Origin of the sequence: Duganella sp. LjRoot269, assembly GCF_964254095.1 — a bacterium.
Taxonomy (GTDB): domain Bacteria; phylum Pseudomonadota; class Gammaproteobacteria; order Burkholderiales; family Burkholderiaceae_D; genus Rugamonas; species Rugamonas hordei.
In genome coordinates, this window is record NZ_CAXUSL020000001.1 from 3,076,625 (window position 1) to 3,101,030 (window position 24,406).

Annotated in this window: 26 protein-coding genes; 16 read left to right on the plus strand and 10 right to left on the minus strand. The window is 64.9% G+C overall.

Annotated features, from left to right (window positions below):
- The first annotated feature begins 14 nt into the window (after nt 1-14).
- Entirely contained in the window at nt 15-1,172 is a 1,158-nt protein-coding gene (locus ACSQ3S_RS13865; RefSeq protein WP_436142716.1) for an acyltransferase family protein, read from the plus strand.
- On the opposite strand, the gene ACSQ3S_RS13870 is transcribed toward ACSQ3S_RS13865, so the two are convergent.
- Complete coding sequence (locus tag ACSQ3S_RS13870) at nt 1,169-1,633, minus strand: hypothetical protein (RefSeq protein ID WP_353404832.1); 465 nt, start codon at nt 1,631-1,633, stop codon at nt 1,169-1,171. The genes ACSQ3S_RS13865 and ACSQ3S_RS13870 overlap by 4 nt on opposite strands.
- 122 nt (nt 1,634-1,755) lie before the next feature.
- Between ACSQ3S_RS13870 and ACSQ3S_RS13875 the strand changes: the two genes are divergently transcribed.
- A complete protein-coding gene (locus ACSQ3S_RS13875) occupies nt 1,756-2,181 on the plus strand; it encodes a hypothetical protein (RefSeq protein WP_353404833.1) in 426 nt (141 codons plus the stop codon).
- Entirely contained in the window at nt 2,181-2,447 is a 267-nt protein-coding gene (locus ACSQ3S_RS13880) for a hypothetical protein (protein ID WP_353404834.1), read from the plus strand. Before ACSQ3S_RS13875 ends, ACSQ3S_RS13880 begins: the two co-directional genes overlap by 1 nt.
- Nucleotides 2,448-2,496: 49 nt before the next feature.
- On the opposite strand, the gene ACSQ3S_RS13885 is transcribed toward ACSQ3S_RS13880, so the two are convergent.
- Both ACSQ3S_RS13885 and ACSQ3S_RS13890 read right to left on the minus strand, forming a co-directional pair.
- Nucleotides 2,497-3,366 (minus strand): pirin family protein, encoded by an 870-nt coding sequence (locus ACSQ3S_RS13885; protein WP_176650163.1) that lies wholly within the window; start codon nt 3,364-3,366, stop codon nt 2,497-2,499.
- Nucleotides 3,367-3,403: 37 nt separating this feature from the next.
- Entirely contained in the window at nt 3,404-4,003 is a 600-nt protein-coding gene (locus ACSQ3S_RS13890; protein ID WP_353404836.1) for an FMN-dependent NADH-azoreductase, read from the minus strand.
- Nucleotides 4,004-4,128: 125 nt separating this feature from the next.
- Between ACSQ3S_RS13890 and ACSQ3S_RS13895 the strand changes: the two genes are divergently transcribed.
- On the plus strand, nt 4,129-5,043 hold the full coding sequence (locus ACSQ3S_RS13895; RefSeq protein WP_436142717.1) for a LysR family transcriptional regulator: 915 nt from the start codon (nt 4,129-4,131) through the stop codon (nt 5,041-5,043).
- Here ACSQ3S_RS13895 and asd read toward each other — a convergent pair whose 3' ends face one another.
- Nucleotides 5,044-5,892, minus strand: coding sequence for an archaetidylserine decarboxylase (gene asd / locus ACSQ3S_RS13900; protein WP_176651203.1), 849 nt, complete (start codon nt 5,890-5,892; stop codon nt 5,044-5,046). It lies immediately after the preceding gene.
- 183 nt (nt 5,893-6,075) lie between these two features.
- Between asd and ACSQ3S_RS13905 the strand changes: the two genes are divergently transcribed.
- From ACSQ3S_RS13905 to ACSQ3S_RS13945, 9 genes are all read left to right on the plus strand, one after another.
- Nucleotides 6,076-8,298, plus strand: a complete 2,223-nt coding sequence (locus ACSQ3S_RS13905) for a TonB-dependent receptor plug domain-containing protein (protein WP_436142718.1) — start codon at nt 6,076-6,078, stop codon at nt 8,296-8,298.
- Between the two features lie 113 nt (nt 8,299-8,411).
- Nucleotides 8,412-8,795, plus strand: coding sequence for a hypothetical protein (locus ACSQ3S_RS13910; protein ID WP_436142719.1), 384 nt, complete (start codon nt 8,412-8,414; stop codon nt 8,793-8,795).
- Nucleotides 8,792-11,155, plus strand: a complete 2,364-nt coding sequence (locus ACSQ3S_RS13915; RefSeq protein ID WP_436142720.1) for a GAF domain-containing protein — start codon at nt 8,792-8,794, stop codon at nt 11,153-11,155. Before ACSQ3S_RS13910 ends, ACSQ3S_RS13915 begins: the two co-directional genes overlap by 4 nt.
- Nucleotides 11,152-12,066 carry a LysR family transcriptional regulator gene (locus ACSQ3S_RS13920; RefSeq protein ID WP_176650168.1) on the plus strand — a complete coding sequence of 305 codons (915 nt, stop codon included), beginning with the start codon at nt 11,152-11,154 and terminating at the stop codon, nt 12,064-12,066. Before ACSQ3S_RS13915 ends, ACSQ3S_RS13920 begins: the two co-directional genes overlap by 4 nt.
- 6 nt (nt 12,067-12,072) lie before the next feature.
- A complete protein-coding gene (locus ACSQ3S_RS13925; RefSeq protein ID WP_436142721.1) occupies nt 12,073-13,236 on the plus strand; it encodes a PepSY-associated TM helix domain-containing protein in 1,164 nt (387 codons plus the stop codon).
- Between the two features lie 179 nt (nt 13,237-13,415).
- Complete coding sequence (locus ACSQ3S_RS13930) at nt 13,416-13,706, plus strand: H-NS histone family protein (RefSeq protein WP_176650170.1); 291 nt, start codon at nt 13,416-13,418, stop codon at nt 13,704-13,706.
- A gap of 77 nt (nt 13,707-13,783) precedes the next feature.
- Nucleotides 13,784-15,073 (plus strand): amidohydrolase family protein, encoded by a 1,290-nt coding sequence (locus ACSQ3S_RS13935; RefSeq protein WP_436142722.1) that lies wholly within the window; start codon nt 13,784-13,786, stop codon nt 15,071-15,073.
- Between the two features lie 65 nt (nt 15,074-15,138).
- Entirely contained in the window at nt 15,139-15,753 is a 615-nt protein-coding gene (locus tag ACSQ3S_RS13940) for an LON peptidase substrate-binding domain-containing protein (protein ID WP_176650171.1), read from the plus strand.
- Between the two features lie 7 nt (nt 15,754-15,760).
- The gene (locus ACSQ3S_RS13945; RefSeq protein WP_436142723.1) at nt 15,761-16,390 is read left to right on the plus strand and encodes an FMN-binding negative transcriptional regulator; all 630 of its coding nucleotides are present in this window, start codon (nt 15,761-15,763) and stop codon (nt 16,388-16,390) included.
- Here ACSQ3S_RS13945 and ACSQ3S_RS13950 read toward each other — a convergent pair.
- The 3 genes from ACSQ3S_RS13950 to trpS are packed head-to-tail and all read right to left on the minus strand — an operon-like array spanning nt 16,387 to nt 18,718.
- Nucleotides 16,387-17,346 carry a DMT family transporter gene (locus tag ACSQ3S_RS13950; protein ID WP_436142724.1) on the minus strand — a complete coding sequence of 320 codons (960 nt, stop codon included), beginning with the start codon at nt 17,344-17,346 and terminating at the stop codon, nt 16,387-16,389. The two genes, ACSQ3S_RS13945 and ACSQ3S_RS13950, sit on opposite strands and share 4 nt — an antisense overlap.
- 11 nt (nt 17,347-17,357) lie before the next feature.
- On the minus strand, nt 17,358-17,660 hold the full coding sequence (locus ACSQ3S_RS13955) for a DUF1294 domain-containing protein (RefSeq protein WP_436142725.1): 303 nt from the start codon (nt 17,658-17,660) through the stop codon (nt 17,358-17,360).
- 5 nt (nt 17,661-17,665) lie between these two features.
- Nucleotides 17,666-18,718 (minus strand): tryptophan--tRNA ligase, encoded by a 1,053-nt coding sequence (trpS, locus tag ACSQ3S_RS13960; protein WP_176650175.1) that lies wholly within the window; start codon nt 18,716-18,718, stop codon nt 17,666-17,668.
- Nucleotides 18,719-18,922: 204 nt separating this feature from the next.
- On the opposite strand from trpS, the gene ACSQ3S_RS13965 reads away from it, so the two are divergent.
- Nucleotides 18,923-19,162, plus strand: coding sequence for a hypothetical protein (locus tag ACSQ3S_RS13965; protein WP_176650176.1), 240 nt, complete (start codon nt 18,923-18,925; stop codon nt 19,160-19,162).
- Between the two features lie 54 nt (nt 19,163-19,216).
- Nucleotides 19,217-21,124, plus strand: coding sequence for a CocE/NonD family hydrolase (locus ACSQ3S_RS13970; RefSeq protein ID WP_436142726.1), 1,908 nt, complete (start codon nt 19,217-19,219; stop codon nt 21,122-21,124).
- Between the two features lie 9 nt (nt 21,125-21,133).
- Here the strand turns inward: ACSQ3S_RS13970 and ACSQ3S_RS13975 are convergent, their stop codons facing one another.
- Genes ACSQ3S_RS13975 through ACSQ3S_RS13985 form a run of 3 tightly spaced genes read right to left on the minus strand, consistent with a single transcriptional unit; the run spans nt 21,134 to nt 23,918 of the window.
- A complete protein-coding gene (locus tag ACSQ3S_RS13975) occupies nt 21,134-21,973 on the minus strand; it encodes a substrate-binding periplasmic protein (RefSeq protein WP_176650178.1) in 840 nt (279 codons plus the stop codon).
- Nucleotides 21,970-23,241, minus strand: coding sequence for a TCR/Tet family MFS transporter (locus ACSQ3S_RS13980; protein ID WP_436142727.1), 1,272 nt, complete (start codon nt 23,239-23,241; stop codon nt 21,970-21,972). Before ACSQ3S_RS13980 ends, ACSQ3S_RS13975 begins: the two co-directional genes overlap by 4 nt.
- Before the next feature lie 17 nt (nt 23,242-23,258).
- Entirely contained in the window at nt 23,259-23,918 is a 660-nt protein-coding gene (locus tag ACSQ3S_RS13985) for an HD domain-containing protein (RefSeq protein ID WP_176650180.1), read from the minus strand.
- A 153-nt stretch (nt 23,919-24,071) separates the two neighbouring features.
- Here ACSQ3S_RS13985 and ACSQ3S_RS13990 point away from each other — a divergent pair, with 153 nt between their 5' ends.
- Entirely contained in the window at nt 24,072-24,386 is a 315-nt protein-coding gene (locus ACSQ3S_RS13990) for a hypothetical protein (RefSeq protein ID WP_436142728.1), read from the plus strand.
- Nucleotides 24,387-24,406: the final 20 nt, after the last annotated feature.

Here is a 24,406-nt window from a genome sequence, read left to right on the forward strand (position 1 = left end):
GTTAAGATGGCGGCATGAATCCATCTTTAACGGGCCGCAACGCTGGCCTCGACACCCTGCGCGCGCTGGCCATTGTGCTGGTGTTTACCAATCACTACATGTTGTTCGTCAGCGGCGGTCCGACCTTCGGCTGGTTCGGCGAGATCGGCTGGACCGGCGTCGACCTGTTCTTCGCGCTCAGCGGCTATCTGATCGGCAACCAGATCCTCGGCGGCATCCGCCGCCAGCAGGGGACGGGCGGCGAGCGCTTTTCGCTGGTACGGTTTTACGCGCGGAGGCTGCTGCGCACCTTGCCGAATTTTTATGTGGTGCTGGCGCTGTATGCCTTGTGGCCGTATTTTCGCGGCAACCTGGTGCTGCCGCCGCTGTGGAAGTTCCTGACCTTTACGCAGAACATCGCGCTGGTTCCCGGCACCGCGTTTTCGCACGCATGGTCGCTGTGCGTCGAGGAACAGTTTTATTTCCTGCTGCCCGCCGTGGCGCTGGCGATCGCCGCCTGCCGCCGTTCGCTGCTGCTGGCGTGGCTGACGGTGGCCGGCGCGCTGCTGGCCGGCATGGCGATACGCGGCTATCTGTGGATTCACCATGTCGGCCCGGAAGAGCAGGGCGGCTTCAACTATTACACGCTGATCTATTACTCGTCGCTGTGCCGCTTCGACGAGCTGGTGGCGGGCGTGGCGCTGGCGCTGCTGAAAAACCATCACGCCGGCATCTGGACGCGCATCACCTCGTTCGGCAACTGGACGCTGGCCTCCGGCGCGGCGCTGCTGGCGCTGACCTGGGCGCTGTTTCTCGAAGACCATTACGGCTATGCGATGACGGTCGTCGGCTATCCGATGCTGGGCCTGAGCTTTTCGCTGCTGCTGGTTGCTGCGCTCAGCCCCGGCTCGCTGCTGCAGCGGCTGCGGGTGCCGGGCGCCGCCAGCATCGCGCTGTGGTCGTACGCGATCTACCTGACGCACAAAACCTTGTGCGTGCTGCTGCGCGCGCCGTTGCAAGACGCGGGCTGGGGGCCGGATTCGTGGCAGGCCATCGTCCTGATGAGCGCCGCCAGCATCCTGACCGGCTGGCTGTTGCACCTGCTGGTGGAGACGCCGTTCATGAAGCTGCGCGACCGTTTCGTGCCGGGCAATTTTTCCCGGCCGGCGGCGCCGGCGGGGGCTGTCGCCTAATTAAGTTCGATAACGTCGAACGGCGACTGCATCGATCCCAGGAAGGCCATCACGCTGCGCGCCCGCTCGGGCATTTCCTCGTGGCGGGTGGCGGCGATGGCCGCGCGCAGGCCGGGCACGACTTCGGTGATGTGCGGGCTGTCGTAGGCTGCCACCAGCAGCGCGGCCAGTTCGGTGGCGCGGCCGCGGTTGTTGCGCATGCGCTCCTCCAACATCGCCAGCAAGGCGCGCTGCATGCGTGGCGTGGGGTTGGTGATGTAGCCGAAGACCAGCGGCGTGTTGCCGATCGCCTCGCACAGCCTGCTTTCAATCTGATCCGGCTTGACGTCCGACGCGATGTCGAAATACGCGCCGTTCCAGCGCGTCCGTTCGTACGGATGGCCGGGGGGGAAGGAATCGGCCGTCTCAAAGCCGAGGATGTGGCTCAGGTAGCGCAGCCATTTGATTAGTGTGGGCATCATGGCCACATTTTAGCCTGAGACGCTGTACTCTGCGGGGCCATGATGTGAGTCAACCGCCCCCAGCGTTGGATATATATGCTTGGACCAGCGGCAAACCGAGCCGTCCTTCAGCGGAGGAAATCATGTCATCCGATTTTTACAAGTATTTCAAGCAAAACATGGACGGTCTGGGGTTGGATTGTCCTGAAACGCTTTTCGCCAGCAACGGAACCGCTGTTCAGACTGCGACGGTCATTCTCGCGGGGATTAAGCAGTTTGGCCGCAATGTCACGTTAGCTGAATTGATCGGTGCCGGGACCGGGTTGGAAAAATTGATCTATTTGGGTGCGTTGCGTGCATCGTATTACGCAGGTGCCGTGATTGGCAGCATTGCGGTTGCGGCTGGGCGCTCGTTTGCTGGCGGCATGTCCATATCCGACGTGCTGACAAACGCACAGAGCAATCATCTTCATGAGCCTTGGCTACCTTCTGTGCTGTTGCAGTGGCCAGGTATCTATCGGCAAGACCAGAAATCGCGGAAGAATTACAAATTTGCGTGGAGCCGGTGATGGTCGATCGCTTTGCTTTGTTGATCACAGGGCTTTTTTGCGCTGTGCTGGCCTGGGCCTCCTGGCACTTTGCAGGAGAGTTAGTCAGCGGCGTCACGGTGTCTGTCCTGCTGATCGCTTACGCGGTCGACAATTTTCAACTTCGACGTCAACTACGCGGCCTGCTCGCTGACAGGGACAAGCGCGAGACGCGCGAGAGGGAAGCTGGACTCAGGCGCTTAATGCGCTGCTTGCTTGTCGCGCGTGACAAGCGCAGGGGCGGCTAATACGGGAAGACAGCCCCGGGCGTCACACGCCCGGCGGCTGTTGTAAAGCTTAAGCGTGGGCTTCCTCGCCCAGCTTGCCGGCGCGGAAGTCCTCGACGGCGGCGAAGATTTCAGCCTGCGTGTTCATCACGAACGGGCCGTACTGCGCGATCGGCTCGTTCAGCGGCTGGCCGGCGATCAGGATCAAGCGGCTGGCCTCGGAAGCATGCACGGTCACGCCATCGGCGCCCGGCGTGTTCGCCAGGATCGCCATGCGGCCCGACGCCACGTCCTTGTCGCCGATCTTCACCGAACCGCGATAGGTGAAGATGAAGGCGTTGTGACCTTCCGGCACCAACTGGCTGAAGCTGGCGCCGGCGGGCAGATGGATGTCGAGATAAATCGGCTCCGTCACTTCGCGCTGCACCGCGCCGGCCACGCCATGGCTGTTGCCGGCGATGACTTTCACCGCCACGCCGTCGGTCGTGGTGTAGGCCGGCACGTCGGCGCCGTTGAAATCGCGGTACCACGGCGCGCGCATCTTGTCCTTGGCGGGCAGGTTCAGCCACAGCTGGAAGCCTTCCATCACGCCTTCTTCCTGCTCCGGCATTTCCGAATGGATCACGCCGCGGCCGGCGGTCATCCATTGCACGCCGCCGTTGGTCAGCAAGCCTTCGTTGCCGGCGCTGTCCTTGTGGCGCATGCGGCCTTCGAGCATGTAGGTCACCGTTTCAAAGCCGCGATGCGGATGGCTGGGGAAGCCGGCGATGTAGTCGTTGGCCTGGTCGCTGCCGAAATTATCCAGCATCAAAAATGGATCCAGACGGCGCTGCAGGGGCTGCGTCAACACGCGATTGATCTTGACGCCCGCGCCGTCCATGACGGCCTGGCCCTGGATGATGCGTTCTACGCTGCGTTCGTTTTTTACTTGATCAGTCATGACACTCTCCTATGTGGTTTGCTGCGCCGCCCGTCGGTTATACCAGAACGGCGTTGATTTCCGCTTCGGCCTGCGCTTGCGCCTTGGCCACCGCTTCCGGACCCATGCCCAGGCCTTCGGCAAAGATGTATTGCACGTCGGTCAGGCCCACGAAGCTCAGGAACATCTTGATGTGAGCCAGCTGGGTGTCGGTCGGACCATCGCGGTGCATGCCGCCACGCGACAGGGCGACGTAGACTTTTTTGCCGGTCAGCAGGCCAACCGGGCCGGTTGGACCGTACTTGAAGGTCACGCCGGCGCGGGCAATCGCGTCGAACCAGCTTTTCAGTTGGGCGGTGATGCCGAAGTTGTAGGTCGGCGCACCGATCACCACCACGTCTGCCGCCTGCACCTGGGCGATCAGCGCGTCGTCCAGCGCCACGCGGGCCGCTTGTTCGGCGGTGCGCTGGTCGGCCGGGGTGAACAGGGCCTGCAGTGTAGGCTCGTCGATCACCGGATGCGGATCGGCGGCCAGGTCGCGGCGGGTCAGGGCGGCGGTCGGGTGGGTGGCGCGCAGTTTGGCGACGATGGCGTCGGCCAGGCGGGTCGATTCGGAACCGGTGCTGCGGGCGCTGGAATTGATTTGCAGGATGTTCATGGTGTTGCTCCTTCGTGTCGGGTTGGTTGCTGCGATGGAGTAACTTTAGCAGTTCCAATTTCGATGCGGAAGGCGTTAAAATGGATAACATTAATCCACTGATGGAACAATGAGGGAGGAAATGCGTGGAAATCGATCCTGGCGACCTGCTGCTGTTTGCCCGCATCGTCGAATGCGGCAGCTTCAGCCTGGCGGCGCAGCGGGTGCAGCTGCCGAAATCGACGGTGTCACGCCGGATTTCGCTGCTGGAGGCGCACCTGGGCGAGCGCCTGCTCCAGCGCACCACGCGCAAGCTGGTGTTGACCGAGTTCGGCGCCAGTCTGCTGGAACACGCGCGCCGCGTGGCCGACGAAACCGAACTGGCCGGCGCGCTGGCGCAGCACCGGCAGGGCGCCCCCAGCGGCTTGCTGCGCGTGTCGATGCCGGCCGATTTCGCCAATATGGCGATGGGCGCGGTGATGGCGCGCTTTCTCAACGACTATCCGCAGATCGCGCTGGAACTGGATCTGTCGCCGCGCCGGGTGGACCTGGTGGCGGAGAATTTCGACCTGGCCATCCGCATGGGTAATCTGCCGGACGATTCGTCTTTGGCCGCGCGCCGCGTCACGCTCAGCAAGATCGCGCTGTATGCCGCGCCGGCCTACACCTCGTTGCGCGGGCTGCCCGAGCATCCGGACGACCTGTTCAAGCACGATTTGCTGAGCCTGCCACCGCGCCTGAATGGCCTGATACGCTGGAAGCTGCTGCGCGCCAAGACCGAATGGGAGCGCGAGCTGCCGGTGCGGTTGCTGGCCAATTCGCCGGAGTTGCTGGTGCGCATGGCCACCACGGGCGTGGGCATCGCCGCGTCGACGGAGATGTTTGCCAAGGAATACCTGGCGTCGGGGGAGTTGGTGCGGGTGCTGCCGGAATGGTCGTTCCCGACAGTGACGGGCTGGGCCGTGTTCCCGGGCCGTCGGCTGATGCCGGCCAAGACCCGGGTCTTTCTCGATATGCTGCAGGCCGCGTTTGACGACGGCATCACGCAGTTCGGGGCGTGATTACTTCTTCAGGTTGGCCATCATCTCGCCGAGGCGCACCGGGCCGGCCGGTTGCCAGGCCGGGTTGAAGCCCAGCGTATCTTTCGGGAACAGCATGACGACGGTGGAGCCGAGCAGGAAGCGGCCCAGCTCCTCGCCTTTTTTCAGCACGATGTTCTGGTCGCCGTACTGCCATTCGCAAATCTGCGGCGCGCGCGGCGGGTTGACCACGCCGTGCCAGACGGTGGCCATGCTGCCGACGATGGTGGCGCCCACCAGCGTCATGACGAACGGACCGTTGGCGGTGTCGAACACGCAGACTACGCGTTCGTTGCGGGCGAACAGGCCGGGTATGCCGCGCGCGGTGGTCGGGTTGACCGAGAACAGCTCGCCCGGGATATAGATCATGCGGGTCAGCTTGCCGTCGCAAGGCATGTGGATGCGGTGGTAGTCGCGCGGGCTCAGGTACAGGTTGGCGAAGCTGCCGTGCTGGAACTTGGCGGCCAGCGCGGCGTCGCCGCCGACCAGCGCGGTGGTGCTGAACTTGTGGCCCTTGGCCTGGAAGATCTGGTCGTCCTCGATGGCGCCGAACTGGCTGATGCGGCCGTCGACCGGGCAGATGAAGTCGGCGTCGGCCAGCGGGCGGGCGTCCGGGCGCAGCGCGCGGGTGAAGAATTCGTTGAAGCTGGCGTAGTGGCTGATGTCGGGATCGAGCGCCTCGTCCATGTTGACGTCGTAGCGGCCGACAAACCAACGGATCAGGCGCGTGGTCATGGCCCCGCCCTTGGCGCCGGCAACGCGGCCGGCGAAGTTGGTCAACGCTCCCTTGGGAAGCAGGTATTGCGGCAGCACGGCAAGGCGAGACACGATAGGGGATCCTGGCAATTAACGATCGCGCATTATAGCGCCCACATTTATCTTTTCCTCCATGGCAGTTTATGAAATTGGGCTAAACAGCGCGCCGAACTTGTTTTTTTCTGAACATTTTAATAAACCAAGGCATAATGCAAGCTCCCCCACTTGTCTGACAACTTGCCCCCTTTGTACTGAGCCATGAAGCCACCACGCCTGACGCCGATCGCCGCCGCCGTTTTTTCCATCTGTTTCTCCGCCGCCGCGCATGCCGACGAGGCTCAGGCAGCCAAGGAGGCCGCGCCACCCGTCATGCAAAGGGTGGAGATCAAGGGCGCCGCAGCCAGCTATGACGCGCGCCGCGATGATACCGCTAGCAAGACCATCGTCGGCAGCGAGGAAATCCAGAAATACGGCGACACCTCGGTCAACGACGTGCTCAAGCGCCTGCCCGGCATCACCGTCGGCGGCGCCGCCGGCCGCGGCGGCGGCGAGATCCGCATGCGCGGCCTCGGCAGCGGCTACACCCAGATCCTGATCAACGGCGAACGCGCGCCGGCCGGCTTCGCCATCGACAGCCTGGCGCCGGACGTCATCGAGCGCATCGAGATCCTGCGCGCCGCCAGCGCCGAGTTCAGCACGCAGTCGATCGCCGGCACCATCAATATCGTGCTGAAGAAGGCGCTCAAGGCGGCCCAGCACGAGGTCAAGTTCAGCGAGGGCAAGGGCAGCAAGTTCAGCTCGCCGTCCGTCAGCCTGCAGATGTCGGACAAGGACGGCCGGATGTCGTATTCCTTCGGCGGCAATGCCTGGCGCTATATGTACAACCGCATGACGCCGTCGTTCGACACCGGCACCGACGCCGCCGGCATCCCCAACCTGGACCGCTCGGCCACCTCGCGCGACCAGGGGCGCTCCGACGGCTTCAACCTGTCGCCGCGCATCAACTGGACGCTGGACGGCGGCGATACGCTGACCTCGCAATCGTTCTTCAACCTGAACCAGTTCGCCGGCAACAGCCACCGCCGCATCACCACCGACCTCGGCGCGCCGCCGGACTACGACCGCGTCGACAGCACCTTCAGCAACCACAACGGTTTCGGCCGCACCGACCTGAACTGGGTGCACAAGCTGGCCGAGGGCGCCAAGCTGGATCTGAAGGCGGCCGTCAGCGAAAACCGCAACACCGCAGATTCCTTCCAGCTTGGCGGCAACAACGGCCTGCCGGCGACGCTGGCGCGCACCGTCGTGTCGGAAAGCAAGGAGACCGGCTTCAGCACCCAGGGCAAATATTCGACGCCGCTGACCTTCGGCTCCGCGCCGGCGGACGGGCAGGGCGAGGCGCCGACCGAGCACGCGCTGGCGCTGGGCTGGGATGCCGGCGTCACCCAGCGCGACGACGTCCGCAACCAGCGCGAAGCGCCGCTGCCGGGCAGTTCGCCGGTCAACACCGACGAGGGCTTCGGCGCCAAGGTCACGCGGCTGGCGCTGTTCGGCCAGGATGAATGGAATGTCACGCCGCTGTGGTCGGTCTACACCGGCCTGCGCTGGGAAGGCCTGGACACCCGCAGCGACGGCAACAACTTCGACGCGGTGAGCCAGCGCTCCAGCGTGCTCAGCCCGCTGATGCAGACCTTGATCAAGCTGCCGAACAAGAAGGACCAGGTGCGCCTGGCCCTGACGCGCACCTACAAGGCGCCGTCGACCGCCGCGCTGATACCGCGCAAGTTCACCTCGACCAACAACAGCCCCACCGAGCCCGACCGTCGCGGCAATCCGAACCTGAAGCCGGAGCTGGCGCTGGGCCTGGATGCGTCGATCGAGCATTACTGGGGCGAGGGCGGCCTGCTGAGCGCCAGCGCCTCGGTGCGCCGCATCGAAAACTACACCCACCAGGGCTTGCTGTATGAAGACCAGCGCTGGGTCTCGACCTCGATCAACGACGGCCGCGCCGAAACCCGCGGCATCGAACTGGAAGCCAAGTTCCCGATGCGCGCGCTGCTGGACACGGCGCCGGCGCTGGACCTGCGCGCCAGCGTCAGCCGCAACTGGTCGCGCGTGGAAAGCGTGCCCGGTCCGGACAACCGCCTCGACCAGCAAACGCCGATCAGCGCCACCCTGGGCGTGGACTACAAGAGCCCGAGCGGCGTGCTCAGCACCGGCAGCAATTTCAGCTTCCGCAACGGCGGCCTGGCCCGCCTGAGCGGCACCCAGGGCGGCTATTCGTCGGTGCGGCGCGACCTGGACGTGTATGCGCTGTGGAAGCTCGATCCGCAAAACAACCTGCGCGTGGCGGTGTCCAACCTGTTGGCCCAGGACTACACCACCGAAAGCCTGTACAGCGACGCCAACGGCACGCAGAACCGGATGTCCGTCGCCAGCGGCGAAACCCAGCTGCGGGTAACGGTAGAGAAGCGATTCTGAGGATGGTATGATGCGGCGGTGAACTTATTTGCCGTGGGACTATCCTGAAAAAGCCTAAAGTTACCGAGATCATCCAGGTCGACGACGACAGTCTGCGTCTGGCGCTGGCCGAGGTGCGCGATTTGCAGCGCACCGTGGTCGTGCTGCGCTCCGAACTGGAGGCGGCGCACCAGGAACGCCAGCGCGAAGTGCAGGACGCGCTGTCGTCGGCGCACAGCGAATCGCAGCAGGTCAAGGCCACCGTGACCTCGTTGCGGACCACGCTGGAGCAGGCGCAGGCCGAGCGCGAACTGGCGGTCAAGGCCGCCACCGCCGCCGCCCAGGGCGAGATCGCCCAGTTGCGCGACACCGTTTCCGCCTTGCGCACCAGCCTGGAAAAACTGACGCAGGAAAAAATCGACGCGCTACAGCAGGCCCATACCGCCCATCACGCCGAGATCGCCCAGTTGCACGAGACCATACGCGCGCTGCGCGACGAGCTGGAGGCCCGCGTATGAGCGCCAAGCCGACCATCCGCAGCGTGGGCGAAAAAGCGGCGAAACCGGTCGCCATCCGCGCGGCTTCCAAGACCGCCGCCAACGGCAGCGACGCCGCCTCGGCCCAGGCCGTCGCCGGCGCGCAACGCAAGCGTTTGCGCCAGGTCGAGCTGCTGCTCGAAGTGTCGCGCCGCATGGCCGCCTACGACACGCTGGACGAAATCCTGACCGCGCTGGTCGAAGTCACCACCGAAGAGCTGGACGCCGAGCGCGGCACCTTGTTCCTCAACGACGCCGAAACCGGCGAGCTGTTCTCGCGCGTCGCCCAGGGCAATATCCAGCGCGAAATCCGCTTCCTCAACCATACCGGTATCGCCGGCCACGTGTTCACCACCGGCGAAGCGGTGATGATCGCCGACGCCTACGCCGACGCCCGCTTCAACCGCTCGATCGACGAGCAGACCGGCTTCGTCACCCGCAACATCCTGTGCGTGCCGATCAAGACTTTCAAGGGCGAGATCATCGGCGTGTCGCAAACGCTGAACAAGCGGCGCGGCAAGTTCACCCGCGCCGACCTGCAGTTGCTGGAGGCGCTGACCACCCAGGGCACGCTGGCGCTGCAAAGCGCGCGCTTCCTGGAGAGCATGAAGAAGATCCGGCGCCAGGAGATGGAGTTCATCGACGTGGTGTCCGAGGTCACGGCCGACATCAAGCTCGGCTCGCTGCTGCAAAAGGTGATGGGCGAGGCCACGCGCCTGCTCAACGCCGAGCGCTCGACCCTGTTCCTGAACGACGAGAAAACCGGCGAGCTGTGGTCCGAGGTGGGGCAGGGCCTGGAGTCGCTGCAGATCCGCCTGCCGAACACGGCCGGTATCGCCGGCGCCGTCTTCACCTCCGGCAAGACCATCAACATCCCGTACGCCTACGCCGACCTGCGCTTCAACCCGGCGTTCGACAAGCGCACCGGCTATTTCACGCGCTCCATCCTGTGCGTGCCGATCGTCAACAAGGCCGGCAAGATCATCGGCGTGACGCAGGTGCTCAACAAGCGCGGCGGGCCGTTCACCCATGAAGACGAATCGCGGCTGCGCGCGTTCACCGCGCAAATCTCGATCGCGCTGGAAAACGCCAAGCTGTTTGCCGACGTCCAGCAGATCAAGAACTACAACGAAGCGATGCTGGAGTCGATGTCGAACGGTGTGATCACGCTGGACAGCCAGGAAAAAATCGTCACCTGCAACGCCGCCGGCCTGCGCATCCTGCGCACCGACAGCGGCAGCATCGTCGGCAAGAGCGCCGCCGATTTCTTTGGCGCGGCCAACACCTGGGTGATGGACAAGCTGCACCATGTCGAGGAAAACCAGTCGGCCGAGCACCTGATGGACGCCGAACTGGCGGTCGAGGGCGAGACGCTGTCGGTCAACTTCAGCGTGCAGCCGCTGCTGTCGATGGAGAAGAAGCGCATCGGCTGGATGCTGATGATCGAAGACATCTCCAGCGAGAAGCGGCTGCGCTCGACCATGTCGCGCTACATGGATCCCGGCATCGCCGACCAGATGGTGGCCAACGGCGCCGAAATGCTGGGCGGTAAAAACGTGCTGGCCACGGTGCTGTTCTCGGACATCCGCAGCTTCACCACCATCACCGAGCAGCTCGGCGCGCAGGGCACGGTGACCCTGCTGAACGAATACTTCACGATGATGGTCGATTGCATCCAGCGCGAAGAGGGCATGCTCGACAAGTTCATCGGCGACGCCATCATGGCCGCCTTCGGCATCCCGGTCGGCCACGACGACGACGCCGACCGCGCCGTGCGCAGCGCCATCGCGATGATGACCGAGCTGCGCGCCTGGAACCAGGTCCGCGTGCGCGAGGGCAAGCTGCCGGTGGAAATCGGCATCGGCCTGAATTCCGACCAGGTGGTGTCCGGCAATATCGGCTCCAAGAAGCGCATGGACTACACCATCATCGGCGACGGTGTGAACCTGGCGGCGCGGCTGGAATCGGCCTGCAAGCAGTACGGCGCGCACATCCTGATCAGCGAATTCACCTACCGTGCGCTGCGCGGCACCTACCGCATGCGCGAGGTCGACATCGTGGTGGTCAAGGGCAAGACGCAGCCGGTGTCGATCTACGAAGTGATGGATTACCACAGCGAGGAAAGCTATCCGCAGCTGATCGACGCCATGGGCCTGTTCCGCAACGGCCTGCAGAGTTACCGCAGGCGCAACTGGGCGGCCGCCAGCAAGCTGTTCGAGGAGGTGCTGGCGTTGAATCCGAACGACCAGGTCGCCATTCTCTACATCGACCGTTGCGCCCACATGGCCGACAACCCGCCGCCGGACGACTGGGACGGCACCTTCGTCATGGAATCCAAGTGAAGATACCGCGCAGTACGCTGGAGCAGTGGCAGGTGTTGCAGGCGATCGTGGAATGCGGCGGCTACGCGCAGGCGGCCGAGGCGCTGCACCGCAGCCAGTCGTCGGTCAGCTACATGGTGGCCAAGCTGCAGGAGCAGCTGGGCGTCGAGCTGCTGGAAATCGACGGCCGCCGCGCGCGCCTGACCAGGAACGGCGAAGCCTTGCTGAACAAGGCGCGTGAGCTGCTGGGCGACGCCTTCCAATTGGAGCAACTGGCCGGCAGCCTGGCCGAGGGCTGGGAGCCCCAGGTCAGCATCGCCGTCGACAGCCTGTTCCCGGTCGAGCTGCTGGTGCAAGTGCTGCGCGAGTTCGAGCCGTGGGCCAAGCATACGCGCGTCAACCTGGAGGAGACGGTGCTGTCCGGCTCCGAGGACGCGCTGATTGAAAAGCGCGTCGACATCGCCATCGCCAGCCGCATTCCATCGGGCTTCCTCGGCGATGCGCTGATGGATATCGAATTCATCGCCGTGGCCCATCCTTGCCACCCGCTGCATGCGCTGGGGCGCGAGCTGGAGGTGGACGACCTGAGCCGCAACCTGCACATCGTCGTGCGCGACTCCGGCACCCTGAATCCGCGCGACCACGGCTGGCTCAACAGCAACCAGCGCTGGAGCGTCACCAGTCCGCACACGCGGATGGAAATGATCTGCAACGGCATCGGTTTCGGCTGGCTGGCCGAGCACAAGATCCGCAGCCAGCTGGAGCAGGGCTTGCTGAAGCCGCTGCCGCTGCGGGTCGGCCAGCGCCGCAAACTGTCGCTGTCGCTGGTGGTGGCCAATCCCGAGGTGGCTGGCCCGGCGACCTGCCGCCTGGCCAACCTGATCCGCAAGGTGGTGCACGAAGGCCCGCAGCCGCAGGCGCTCTGCGGTTGATCTGCGGTGAGAATTACGCACACCTTCACTCATCGCCCACGCCGCAGCCTGCGTCGTGTCATCCGCCCGACCGTGCAATGGTTGCACCGCTGGCTGGGCCTGACCCTGGGATTGCTGCTGGTGCTGGCCGGCCTGAGCGGCAGCCTGCTGGTATTCAACCACGAACTTGACGAGCGCCTCAATCCGCAGCTGTTCCACAACCGCGTGCCATGCGCGGCGCCGCTGGATGTGGCCGGCGCGGTCGCCAGCCTGCAGCGGCAATGGCCCCAAGCCAAGGTCGGCTCGGTCTACCTGCCATCCCACCCCGGCGCCAGCTACGGCCTGTATTTCAAGGCGCCCGGCGTCGGCGATGCCGAGGCGATGCTCGATTCCTGCAGCGGCGCCGTGCTGGGCAGCCGCAGCCGCGAGGAGTTCGGCCTCGATGCGCCGCGCCTGATGCCCAGCCTGCAGCGCTGGCACGCCAATCTGCTGCAGGGCAAGCCCGGCCGCGCCGCGCTCGGCTGGCTGGCGCTGGCCTGGGTCGCGCTGCTGGCGGCCGGCCTGCTGCTGGCATGGCCGACGCCGGCCCAGGGCTGGAAGCGGGCGCTGAACGTACGGTGGCGGCAGAACGCCTACCGCGCCAATTTCGACCTGCACCGCTCGGCCGGGCTGCTGGCGATCGTGCTGATGCTGGTGACGGCGGTGACCGGTTTCTACAACGGCCTGCCGGAACTGGCGCGCGCGCTGGTCGGCCAGGTGGCGCCGGTCAGCGCCGAGCACCGCGCCATCGCCTTGCCGGCGCTGGCCAAAGGCGAAGCAGGCATTTCGTGGAACGACGCCAAGGCCATCGCCGAGCAGCACCTGAGCGATGGCGCGATCCTGCTGGCGCTGAATCGCTTGCCCGACCGCGGCCTGTACCAGGTGCGTTTGCGCCGCGCCGACGACTGGCAGCGCACCGGCACGCTGCGCCTGCTGATTGATATCCGCAGCGGCGCGGTAATTGAAACAGTTAATCCTTTGGCCGGCCCGGCCGGCGACCGCTTCCTGGCCGCCTTATTCCCGCTGCATTCGGGCCAATTCGGCGCCGCGACCGGCCGCGCGGTAATGGTTGGCGCCGGTTTGCTGCCGGCCTTATTCTTTATTACCGGACTATCGACCTGGATAATGCGGCGCCGTCGTAAAACCGCCTGAACTGCGTTCCGATTGAACGACAGTTGTAGAAAATATTCATTTTTCTAGCTATATTGGTATTTATCACGACTATCTCTGGAGAATTTTCGTAAAGTTATGGTAAATTGCGGATATAAATTCTCACACATTGTCACAAGTGGTTTTTATTTAATCTAACCCGCCGATACGAAGGAAATAAGATGACGACTTACCAGGAATACAAAGCCAAGATCGCCGAGCTGGAAAATCTGGCCGAGAGCGCGCGAAAAAATGAAATCGCTCAGGCCAAGGAAAAGGTTACCGCCATCATGCGTGAATACGGCCTGACCGTGGCGGACCTGGGCGGCGTGGCCAAGGTCAAGCCCGTTAAGACCCGTGCGCCGGTGCCGACCAAGTACCGTGACGATGCCACCGGCCAGACCTGGACCGGCCGTGGCCGAGCGCCAAAATGGCTGGAAGGCAAGGACAAAGCGCAGTATCTGATTAAGTAATTTCTCCGCAAAGCCGGGGCGCCAGGGTTTATATCGATTAAACCCGGCCCCGGCTTTTCTTTTTTCGGACGCCATCCATGATGAGTAGCCGCGCCGCAGTCTTATTCTCCGCTTTCGTCTCCGTATTCTCCGCGTTTGCGCCGGCCGCGCGCGCTGCTGACATATTATTAAGTCCGGACCGCGTATGGACCGGCGACGGCCAGCCGCATGCGAATTGGGCCGTGCTTATCGCGGGCGGCAAGATCGCGGCGGTCGGGCCCGCCGATAAAATGAATATCCCGGCCGGCGCCGAGCGTATCGGCCTGCGGGGCACCACGCTGATCCCCGGATTAATGGATTTGCACTCCCACGTGCTGCTGCATCCGTATAACGAAACCTCGTGGGACGACCAGGTGTTAAAGGAATCGGTGGAATACCGGACCTTGCTGGCCGGGCGCCATGCGGCCGCCACATTACAGGCCGGATTTACCACGCTGCGCGATTTGGGCACGGAAGGCGCGCTGTATGCGGATGTCGCGATTAAAAAGGCGATTGAAGACGGCATTATTCCCGGTCCGCGTTTATTCATCGCCACGCGCGCCATCGTCGCCACCGGCAGCTACGGCCCGTCGCCGCGCGGCTACCGCGCCGATGTCGATTTGCCGAAAGGAGCGCAGGAGGCCAGTGGCGTCGACGAGGTGACCCGCGCGGTGCGCGAGCAGGGCGCCCGCGGCGCCGACTGGATCAAGGTCTACGCCGACTACCGCAGCGGCGCTGACGGCAGCGCCCACGCGACCTTCTCGCAGGCCGAATTGAATGCGCTGGTGGCCGCCGCCCACGAATCGGGCCGCAAGGTTTCCGCGCATGCGAGCACCGACGAGGGCATGCGCCGCGCCACCTTGGCCGGGGTCGACAGCATCGAGCACGGCTACGGTGGCAGCGAGGCCACCTTCCGCCTGATGGCCGAGCGCCACGTCGCGTATTTCCCGACGCTGACGGCGCCGGAGGCTACCAGCGAATACTTCCTGAAGTACCAGCGCGGCGGTCCGCCGACACCGTCGATGCAGGCGGCCGCGCGCGCCTTCCAGCTGGCGCGCAAGCTGGGCGTGACGATCGGTAACGGCAGCGACGTCGGCGTGTTTGCGCATGGAAGCAACGAGCGCGAGCTGGAGTGGATGGTCAGGCTGGGCATGACGCCGGTGGAAGCGCTGAAGGCCGCCACCGTGGTCAACGCGGCCGTGCTCGACAAGGCCGCATCGCTGGGCCAGATCCGCGACGGCTACCTGGCCGACGTGGTGGCGGTGCAGGGCGATCCCACGCAGGATATCGCGGCGCTGCGCAGCGTTGCTTTTGTGATGAAAGCAGGCGTGATTTATCGCCGTCCCTAGGTTTGCGGCAAGGATAGTGGCAGCCGTCTAATCCGATCTCGGCAATTTCATGCGATGATAGCGGAATGTCATCGATTCCGCTCTTTCCGCTCAATACCATCCTGTTCCCGGACGGGCATTTGCCATTGCAAGTGTTCGAAGTACGCTACCTCGACCTGATCAAACGCTGCATCGCGCGCGGCGAGGAATTCGGCGTGGTGCCGCTGCTCGAAGGCAGCGAAACCCGCGTGCCGGACAAGCAGGAAACCCTGTCGGGTGCCGGCACCATGGCGCGCATCCTGGACTGGACCGCGCCGCTACCCGGCCTGCTGCAAATCTCCTGCGTCGGCACCACGCGCTTCCAGATCAAATCGGCCGAGCAGCTCAAGCACGGCCTGTGGATGGCGGAAGTCGACGAGGTGGCCGAAGACATGGTGGTGCCCGTGCCGAGCGAGCAGCAGGATGTCGCCAATGCGCTGGGCGCGCTGATACGGTCGCTGCAGAAGAAGCAGATCTCCACCGCCAACATGCCGCTGGCGCCGCCGTACCGGCTGGACGAAGCCGGCTGGGTGGCGAACCGCTGGTGCGAGCTGCTGCGGCTGGACCTGGAAGAGAAACAGCGCCTGCTGCTGCAGGAGAATCCCGTGCTGCGGCTGGAGCTGATCCAGGACGTGCTGAGCGAAAACGGCCTGCTGGATTGAACAGCGCATGTACTTGCCCGCCGCCTTTGCCGAAGACCGCCTTGAAGTCCGCCATGGCCTGATGCGCGCCTGGCCGCTGGCCACCTTGATCCTGGCCGGCGCCGACGGCGTCACCGCCGACCTGATTCCGTTCATGCTGTACGCCGATGAAGGACCGAATGGCCTGGGCTTGTTGCGCGCCCACGTGGCCCGCGCCAATCCCTTGTGGCGCAAGCTGGAAGCTTCCCCGCAATGCCTGGTCGTGTTCCAGGGCCCCGAGGCCTACATCAGCCCGACCTGGTACGAAACCAAGCGCACCACGCACAAAGTGGTCCCGACCTGGAACTACGCGATGGTGCAGGCGCGCGGCGTGGGCCGCACTGTCGACGATCCGCTGTGGCTGCGCCGCCAGCTGGACGACCTGACCGCCTCGCAGGAAGGCCGCATGCCGCAGCCCTGGGCGCCGGCCGACGCGCCGGCCGACTTCCTGGCCGCGACCATGAAGGGCATCGTCGGCATCGAAATCCCGATCGACAGCCTGGTGGGAAAATGGAAGGTCAGCCAGAACCGCGGCGCGGAAGACCAGCGCGGCGTTGTCGAAGGCTTGAAGGACGGCGCCATGGCCGCATTGGTGGCCGAGCGCATCAAGCCGGACTAGCCGGCGTGGGGCTCGCTGTTTTCGTCCAGCGCATGCACACGCAATGACCACATCACGCCGGCGGCCAGCAGCACCATGGCCGCCACCTCCAGCCCGCGCGGCAGCTGCTGCTTGTAGATAAAGCCGTACAACAGCGCGAACAGCGTCTCGAACAGGATCAGCTGGCCGGACAAGGTCAGCGGCACCTTGCGGCTGGCGACGTTCCACAGGTGATTGCCGATCACCGAGGCGCCCAGTGCCAGCAGCGCGTTGACGATCCAGAACAGCGTCCAGTCACGCCCGCTGGCCACGGCGCCGGCGCCGGTCACGTCGGCATGGAACAGCGCCAGCGCGGCCAGCGCGATGGCCAGCGCGATCAAGCCGCTCGACACGCCGTACAAGGCCGACCACTCGCCGCTGCTGAAATGGGGATTGCGCTTCAGGTAACGCGCGTTGTCGACCGAATACCAGGTCCAGCACAGCAGCGCGCCGACGGCGCACAGCACGCCGACGATCTTGTCGAACAGCGGCGCGGCGTTGCCGGTGTCGTGGGTGAACACGTCGAGGTTGATGCAGGCGATGCCCGCCGCCACCAGCAGCAGCGGCAGCGTCAGCTGCTTGAGCGGCACCGAGCCGTGGTCCTTCTGGCCCATCAGCGTGACGGAGATCGGCAGCACGCCGATGATCAGCGAGGTCGCCGCCACGCCGGCAAACTTCACGCCCAGTGCGAGCAGCATGTAGTAGACGATGTTCCCGGCCAGCGCATGCTTGATCATCGCGATCACGTCGCCGCGGTCGAGGCGGCGCAGCAGCGCGGGCAGGCGCGGCGCCATCAGGCCGCCGGCGATCAGGCCGTAGGCGATGTAGCGGCCGCAGGCCATCTCCAGCGGCGTGAACGCCGTCAGCAGCTCGGGCACGATGAACACCATGCCCCACATGGCGCCCGCCAGCAAACCGCATAACACGCCATGCCACATGATGGAAATCCTTAGTCGAGAGTGCGTAGCCACAGCAGGCCGGCGACGGCGGCGATGTTCACCACCACGCTGGCCCAGTAGGCGATCCGGAACGACGGCTTGACGGTCTTGTGCCGCAGCCACCGTTGCGCCAGCCAGCCGCCGGGCCAGCCGCAGGCCAGGCCAAGCAGCAGCAAGGTGCGCTCGGGCGTGCGCTGGCGCTTGTGGATGGCGGCTGACTTGTCGGCCGCGTAGGCGATAAAGCAGATGATGCTGGGGACGCCGTACACCGCCGCAAGCCACAGCGCCAGCTGCGGCAGGGCGTCCGGCGTCACCGGGTTCAGAAGTAGCTCAGGCCGAGGGCGGCCTTGACTTCGTCGGCCGTCCGCGCCGCCACTTCGCGCGCGTGCATCGTGCCTTCCTTCAGCATCTGCATGATGTAGCCCTTGTCCTGCGCCAGTTCCTCGCGGCGCGCGCGGATCGGCGCCAGCATCTCCTGCAGCACCAGTTCCAGGCGCTTCTTGACGATGGAGTCGCCCAGGCCGCCGCGCACGTAATGTGCCTTCATTTCCGCCAGCTTGTCTTGTTCAGGATCGAAGGCGTCCAGGTAGATGAAGGCGACGTTGCCTTCCAGGTGGCCCGGGTCTTCCACGCGCAGGTGCAGCGGATCGGTATACACCTTTTTGACGGCGGCGGTGATTTCGGCCGCGGTGGCGCCCAGGTTGATCGTGTTGCCCAGCGATTTGCTCATCTTGGCCTTGCCGTCGGTGCCTGGCAGGCGGCCGATTTCCGGCACCAGCGCCTTGCACTCGACCAGCACTTCCTTGTTGGCGATGCGGTTGAAGCGGCGCACGATTTCGTTGGTCTGCTCGATCATCGGGATCTGGTCGTCGCCGACCGGCACGATGGACGCCTTGAACGCCGAGATGTCGGCCGCCTGCGAGGCAGGGTAGGTCAGGAAGCCCGCCGGGATGTCGCGCTCGAAGCCGCGCAGCGCGATCTCGGTCTTGACGGTCGGATTGCGTTCGAGGCGGGCCACGGTGACCAGGTTCAGGTAATAGAAGGTCAGCTCCGCCAGCTCCGGGATCTGCGACTGGATCAGGATGGTCGACTTGGCCGGGTCGATGCCGACGGCCAGGTAGTCCAGCGCCACTTCGACCACGTTGCGGCGCACCTTGTCGGTATCGTCCATATTGTCGGTCAGCGCCTGGGCGTCGGCCAGCATGATGAACTGCTTGTATTCGTGCTGGTAGGCGACGCGGTTGCGCAGGCTGCCGACGAAGTGGCCAAGGTGCAGCGGGCCGGTGGGGCGGTCGCCGGTCAGGATGACGGTCGGTCCCTTCGGCGAGGCGGGGGCGGTGGAGATTACTTCGGACTGTTCGGTCATGCTCATCAGGGTTCCTTTACGTTGCCCCGGTCCGGCGCGACGAATATAAAAACGCCACCAGACGAGGGCGGCGTAGGTGGTGCAAAAGCAGCAAAAAACGTATGGTTGCAGTTCAGGGACGGTCTGTCAAGGTGCTGAGCGCCCGCAAGGCCGCGCGGCGGTTTCGGAACTAGATTGGTGATTCGGCGGTCTAAGCAAACGAGGGCTAAAATGAGCGATATTTTCGACGCGGTGACGTTTATGGATACGCTGATTGAAGGCGGCATGCCCGAGAAACAGGCCAAGGCGCTGGCGTCGGCGATGTTCCAGCTCATCGAAAGCCATCTGGTGACAAAAAACTATCTAGACATGCGCCTGGCGCAACTCAAGTCAGAATTGATACAGTGGGTGGTCGGTGTGATGCTCGTGCAGACCGGCGTCACGGCTGTCCTTTTCAAGCTCATGCATTAAACCCAACATTCGGTTAGTATGCTCCTTTCTGGGTGATCCCTTTCTGGAGCGGTTATGCGCGTACCTGCAGTTGCCTTGTTGGCCACATTGATAGCCACCGCCGCCTCGGCGCAAACGCCTCCGATGGCGCCCGACATCCCCGCCAAGTTCGAACCCCAGATCCCCAACGCCGACTACATCAAGCGCGAAGTCATGATACCGATGCGCGACGGCGTCAAGCTGCACACCGTCCTCGTCATCCCCAAGGGCGCCCAGCACGCCCCCATGGTCCTGAGCCGCACACCCTACAACGCCAGCGGCCGCGTCACGCGCAACAACAGCCCGAGCATGCTGGCCACCGTCGGCCAGGGCGACGACGTGATGGCGGAGGCGGGCTACATCCGCGTCATCCAGGACGTGCGCGGAAAATACGGCTCCGAAGGCGACTACGTGATGACCCGTCCCCTCAAGGGGCCGCTCAACGACACCCGCACCGACCACTCCACAGACGCCTGGGACACCATCGACTGGCTGGTCAAGAACACGCCCGAGAGCAACGGCAAGGTCGGCATGATCGGTTCGTCCTACGACGGCTTCACCGTGCTGATGGCGCTGGTCGATCCGCACCCGGCGCTGAAGGTCGCGGTGCCGATGAGCCCCATGGTCGACGGCTGGCGCGGCGACGACTGGTTCCACAACGGCGCCTTCCGCCTGCCCAACCTGTCATATATCTCCGGCCAGACCACCGCCAAGGGCAGCGGCAAGCCGATGTCGACCGGCGTCTACGACGACTACGACGGTGTGCTGCGCGGCGGTTCCACCGCCGACTACGCCAGGCAGTTCGGCCTCGACCAGCTGAACTTCACGCGCAAGATATTCGAGCACCCGGCCTACGACAGCTACTGGCAGCACCAGGCGCTGGACAAGATCCTCGCCAAGCGCCAGCTGAAGGTGCCGACCATGACCGTGGTCGGCTACTGGGACCAGGAAGACATCTACGGCGCCTACGCCACCTACGCCGCCGTCGAACCGCAGGACTCCGCCAACAACAAGAACTTCCTGGTGGTCGGCCCGTGGCGCCACAGCGGCGTCAATGCCGAAGGCTCCGGCCTGGGTGTGTTCAAGTTCACCGGCGACACCGCGCTGGAATTCCGCCGCGACGTGATGCAGCCTTTCCTCGATCAATACCTGAAGGACGGCGCGCCGGTGGCCGACACGCCGCCGGTGCTGTTCTACCAGACCGGCGTCAATCGCTGGCAGCGCCTGCAGCGCTGGCCGCTGGCCTGCGCCGAAGGCTGCCCGGCGCCGCTCAAGCCGATCTACCTGAAGCCTGATTTCAAATTGGACTTCGAGGCGCCCAAGGCCGGCGCCGCCTACGACGAATACGTGTCCGACCCGGCCAAGCCGGTGCCGTTCGTGCCGCGTCCCATCCATATGAACGACGCCAATGTCTGGCGTCCGTGGCTGGTCAGCGACCAGCGCGGCGTGTCGGACCGCACCGACGTGCTCAGTTACGTGACCGAGCCGCTGAAGGCCAGGCTGCAGATAGCCGGCGCGGCGATGGTCAACCTGTACGCTTCGACCACTGGCACCGACACCGACTGGGTGGTCAAGCTGATCGACGTCTATCCGGACGAGGTGCCGTCGCAGCCGGAACTGGGCGGCTACCAGCTGGGCATCGCGATGGACATCTTCCGTGGCCGCTACCGCAACAGCTTCGAGCATCCGGCGCCAATCACGCCGAACGCGGTCGAGAAGTACCGCTTCGCGCTGCCGAACGCCAATCACGTATTCCTGCCCGGCCACCGGGTGATGGTGCAGATCCAGTCCAGCTGGTTCCCGCTGTACGACCGCAATCCGCAGACCTATGTGCAGAACATCTTCTACGCCAAGCCGTCGGACTACCAGAAGGCCACGCTGCGCGTGTACCACGCCGGAGCGGAGAGCAGCGCGCTGGAGTTGCCGGTGGTGGAAACGAAATAAACCGTTTGGTCAGTTCGCAGGGCGCGGCCGCACGCTGTCGCTGAGCATGTCCGCGCGGAAGTAACGCAGATAGCCTTCCATCACCTGGTTGGACTTGCCGACCTTCTCCAGCATTTCGGTCAGCGTTTGCTGGTCCTCCGGCTTGAGCGCGTGCGACACGTAGGCGCCGCTCGCGCTCCAGGGCAGTTCGGGGATCGCCTCGAAGCGCAGTTTCTCCTGCATGCCGTGGACGCGCGGATCGCGGCGGATCGCGGCGGCCATCAGCGTCGGCCCCATGATGGTGACGTCGGCCGAGCCGGCGTTCAGCAGGCGCGCCACCGCCACCACGTCGACTTCGACGAACAGCCGGTTTTGCCGCGTCAGTTCGGCCATCAGCGCAGAGTAGGCCTCGCCGTAGTCGAAACCGCGCACCACCGCCACCCGCAACTCGCGCCGCTCCAACAGGTTCTGCGCGCTGGTGATGGGCGCGCGGTTGCCGGCCATCGAGATCAGCATCGCGCGGTGGTTGATCATCGGAATAAAGGTGCCGTATTGGTCGCGCGATGCCGTGCGCGAGGCGGGCACCAGGATATCGGCCTGGCCCGCCTTGTACATCGCCACCTGGCGCGCGCGCGGCACCACGCTGAAGTTGAAGGAGCAGCCGTTTTTCGCGCTCAGGGCACGCAGCAGGTCCGGGTAGATGCCGCCGACTTGCGGCCCGTCGGTGATGACGCTGGCGCCGCTGGCCGACACCGGCACCGCGATCTCGCGCGTGCAGTGGTGGCCGCCGGCGCTGGCGGCGCGCGGCAGGACGCAGGCGGCCAGCGTCAGCGCGATCGCCGCCGCCAATTCGCTACCGCGGCCGTTCATGGCTTGGACGCCCGCATGTGATGGGCGCCGAAGTAGCGCCGCGCCACCAGGATCGCCAGCGCCTGCATCGCCGCGCAGACGAAGAAGGTGCTGCCGATGCGCCAGTCGCCGGCCGGCAGGTGGCTGACCTTGCCGAGGATGGCGGTGCCGATCAGCGGCATGAAGATCACGCCCAGGCTGCTGATCGATTGCAGCGATCCCATCAACTCGCCCTGTTCGTTGGGCGGCGTCGCCTTGGAGATGATGCCCTGCAGCGCCGGGCCGACCGCGAACGACAGCACGTTACACAGGATCAGCACATACATCATCCAGCCGTGCGTGGCCAGGCCGTAGAACAGATAGGTCAGGCCGCCGGAGCACAGCCCCAGCAGCGACAGGCGCACTTCGCCGAAGCGCTTGATCAGCAAGCCAAGCAGGCCCGCCTGCACCACGGCCGCCGTCAGGCCGACGCAGAACAGCGCGGCGCCGTTCTGGCCCGGCGTCCATTCGAAGCGGAAGGTGGTGTACAGCACCCAGGTGGTTTGCAGCATCATCTGCGCGCAGGTGACCAGCGCGAAGGTGACCACCAGGCCGCGGATGTCGGTGCGGCGCGCCAGCCGGAACAGCGCGGCCAGCGGATTGATCTTGCCCAGGCTGAACGGCGAGCGGCGCGATTGCGGCAGCGATTCCGGCACCACGAAATAGCCGTAGACGAAATTGGCCGCCGACAGCGCGCCCGCCACGTAGAACGGCAGGTGCAGGTTGACGCTGCCCAGCAGGCCGCCCAGCATCGGGCCGCAGATGAAGCCCAGGCCGAAGGCCGCGCCGACCTTGCCGAAGCTCTTGGCGCGGTTGTCCGGCGTCGAGATGTCGGACGCGTAGGCCGACGCCACCGACATGCTGGCCGACGACATGCCGCCGACCACGCGGCCGATGAACAGGCAGGCCAGGTTGGGCGCCCACGCGGTCGACAGGAAGTTGATGCACATGCCGGCCATCGAATACAGCAGCACCGGGCGGCGGCCGATGCGGTCGCTGATCGCCCCCAGCATCGGCATGAAGATGAACTGCATCAGGCCGAACACGGCGCTCATGATGCCGAACCAGTAGGCCTGGTTGTCGCGCGAGCCGGTGAATTCGCCGACCAGCACCGGCAGCACCGGCACGATCAGGCCGATGCCGAGCATGTCGATGAAAACGCAGATCAGGATGAAATTGAGGTTGCCGGGAGCGGCGGCGGCGGTGGCGGCCTCCGGCGCGGCCGGAGCAGCGGAATCTGGTGTGGTCATGAGGGATTTGTAAAGTGTCAGGGCGCCGCCGGGCTGGCGGCCCATTCGGCGATGAAGCTGTCGCGGAAGGCGGTCAATTCATTGAGGCGGTTCTGCGCCAGGCGGCGTCCGGCCGCCGTTTGCATCTTGCCGGGCAGGGTGGCCAGCTTGGTGTCGATGTGGTCCAGCGCATAGGCCTTCTCGTCGAGATCGCGGTGCAGCGCCATTGGATCGTCGGCGTGCGCCAGCGCGGTGCCCATGCGGCCGGCCGTGTAAAACAGCCGCGCCAGGCCGACCGCGCCCAGCGCGTCGAGGCGGTCGGCGTCCTGCACGATCTTCGCTTCGATGGTTTCGGGACGGATGCCGGCGGAAAAACTGTGGCTCTCGATCGCGTGGGCGACGGCGGCCAGCTTGTTCGGCGGGAAATCGAGTCCGGCCAGCTGGCGGCTGGCCAGCAGCGCCGCCTTGCGCGAGGCCAGGTGGCGCTCGGGATCGTTCTTCGGCAGGTTGACCAGGTCGTGCAGGTAGCAGCCGGCCAGCACGATCAGCGCGTCCGCCTCGGGATAGTCGTCCAGCAGCAAGGTGGCGTTGCGCCAGACGCGGTGCAGGTGGTTGGTGTCGTGCGCCCCGTCAAGTCCGGAGGCTGCGCTGGCCAAGGCAACCAGGCGCGGGTGCCAGCTGTTCAGCAAGCTATTCATCGGTCTCCCGTCGTGTTTCGACTGTCTGTCCAGATGATACAGCCTGTCGACTCCCTTGTGCAGCCGAACTTAATGAGGGGTAAAAATTGTTTGCTGGACAAGTATAGTGGGATTGTGCAAAATACAATGACTTTTAACAATAAAAGGCCTGCCATGCGAATTGCCCCGGTGCTCGCAACGATGCTGTTCGGCTTATCCTGCTCCGGCGCGCTCGCGCTCGACGATACGCCGACCCACGCGCCGTACCTGCAGGCCAAAGGGGAGGACGGCCGGGCCGCCGTCCGTCCCGCCGGTGCGGGCATCGGCGCCGGTGCGATCGTCGCCATAGCCGCCGGCAAGCGTGATGTCCGGCCCATCGCCACGCCGCGCGCGGCCGCGGCCGGCCCAGCTCCCACTCCGGTTCCTTCGCGTCCGGTCGCCGTGTCCTCCTCCATCATTGTCGAAAAGCCAATCTGGAAATTGCAATAACTCTATTTGTTGCTTGTACG

Bases quoted from the DNA above. Each gene is read 5' to 3' on its own strand.
- ACSQ3S_RS13865 (WP_436142716.1), top strand. From the start codon at position 15: ATGAATCCATCTTTAACGGGCCGCAACGCTGGCCTCGACACCCTGCGC.
- ACSQ3S_RS13870 (WP_353404832.1), bottom strand. From the start codon at position 1,633: ATGATGCCCACACTAATCAAATGGCTGCGCTACCTGAGCCACATCCTC.
- ACSQ3S_RS13875 (WP_353404833.1), top strand. From the start codon at position 1,756: ATGTCATCCGATTTTTACAAGTATTTCAAGCAAAACATGGACGGTCTG.
- ACSQ3S_RS13880 (WP_353404834.1), top strand. From the start codon at position 2,181: ATGGTCGATCGCTTTGCTTTGTTGATCACAGGGCTTTTTTGCGCTGTG.
- ACSQ3S_RS13885 (WP_176650163.1), bottom strand. From the start codon at position 3,366: ATGACTGATCAAGTAAAAAACGAACGCAGCGTAGAACGCATCATCCAG.
- ACSQ3S_RS13890 (WP_353404836.1), bottom strand. From the start codon at position 4,003: ATGAACATCCTGCAAATCAATTCCAGCGCCCGCAGCACCGGTTCCGAA.
- ACSQ3S_RS13905 (WP_436142718.1), top strand. From the start codon at position 6,076: ATGAAGCCACCACGCCTGACGCCGATCGCCGCCGCCGTTTTTTCCATC.
- ACSQ3S_RS13915 (WP_436142720.1), top strand. From the start codon at position 8,792: ATGAGCGCCAAGCCGACCATCCGCAGCGTGGGCGAAAAAGCGGCGAAA.
- ACSQ3S_RS13930 (WP_176650170.1), top strand. From the start codon at position 13,416: ATGACGACTTACCAGGAATACAAAGCCAAGATCGCCGAGCTGGAAAAT.
- ACSQ3S_RS13935 (WP_436142722.1), top strand. From the start codon at position 13,784: ATGATGAGTAGCCGCGCCGCAGTCTTATTCTCCGCTTTCGTCTCCGTA.
- ACSQ3S_RS13940 (WP_176650171.1), top strand. From the start codon at position 15,139: ATGTCATCGATTCCGCTCTTTCCGCTCAATACCATCCTGTTCCCGGAC.
- ACSQ3S_RS13945 (WP_436142723.1), top strand. From the start codon at position 15,761: ATGTACTTGCCCGCCGCCTTTGCCGAAGACCGCCTTGAAGTCCGCCAT.
- ACSQ3S_RS13950 (WP_436142724.1), bottom strand. From the start codon at position 17,346: ATGTGGCATGGCGTGTTATGCGGTTTGCTGGCGGGCGCCATGTGGGGC.
- trpS (WP_176650175.1), bottom strand. From the start codon at position 18,718: ATGAGCATGACCGAACAGTCCGAAGTAATCTCCACCGCCCCCGCCTCG.
- ACSQ3S_RS13965 (WP_176650176.1), top strand. From the start codon at position 18,923: ATGAGCGATATTTTCGACGCGGTGACGTTTATGGATACGCTGATTGAA.
- ACSQ3S_RS13970 (WP_436142726.1), top strand. From the start codon at position 19,217: ATGCGCGTACCTGCAGTTGCCTTGTTGGCCACATTGATAGCCACCGCC.
- ACSQ3S_RS13975 (WP_176650178.1), bottom strand. From the start codon at position 21,973: ATGAACGGCCGCGGTAGCGAATTGGCGGCGGCGATCGCGCTGACGCTG.
- ACSQ3S_RS13980 (WP_436142727.1), bottom strand. From the start codon at position 23,241: ATGACCACACCAGATTCCGCTGCTCCGGCCGCGCCGGAGGCCGCCACC.
- ACSQ3S_RS13985 (WP_176650180.1), bottom strand. From the start codon at position 23,918: ATGAATAGCTTGCTGAACAGCTGGCACCCGCGCCTGGTTGCCTTGGCC.
- ACSQ3S_RS13990 (WP_436142728.1), top strand. From the start codon at position 24,072: ATGCGAATTGCCCCGGTGCTCGCAACGATGCTGTTCGGCTTATCCTGC.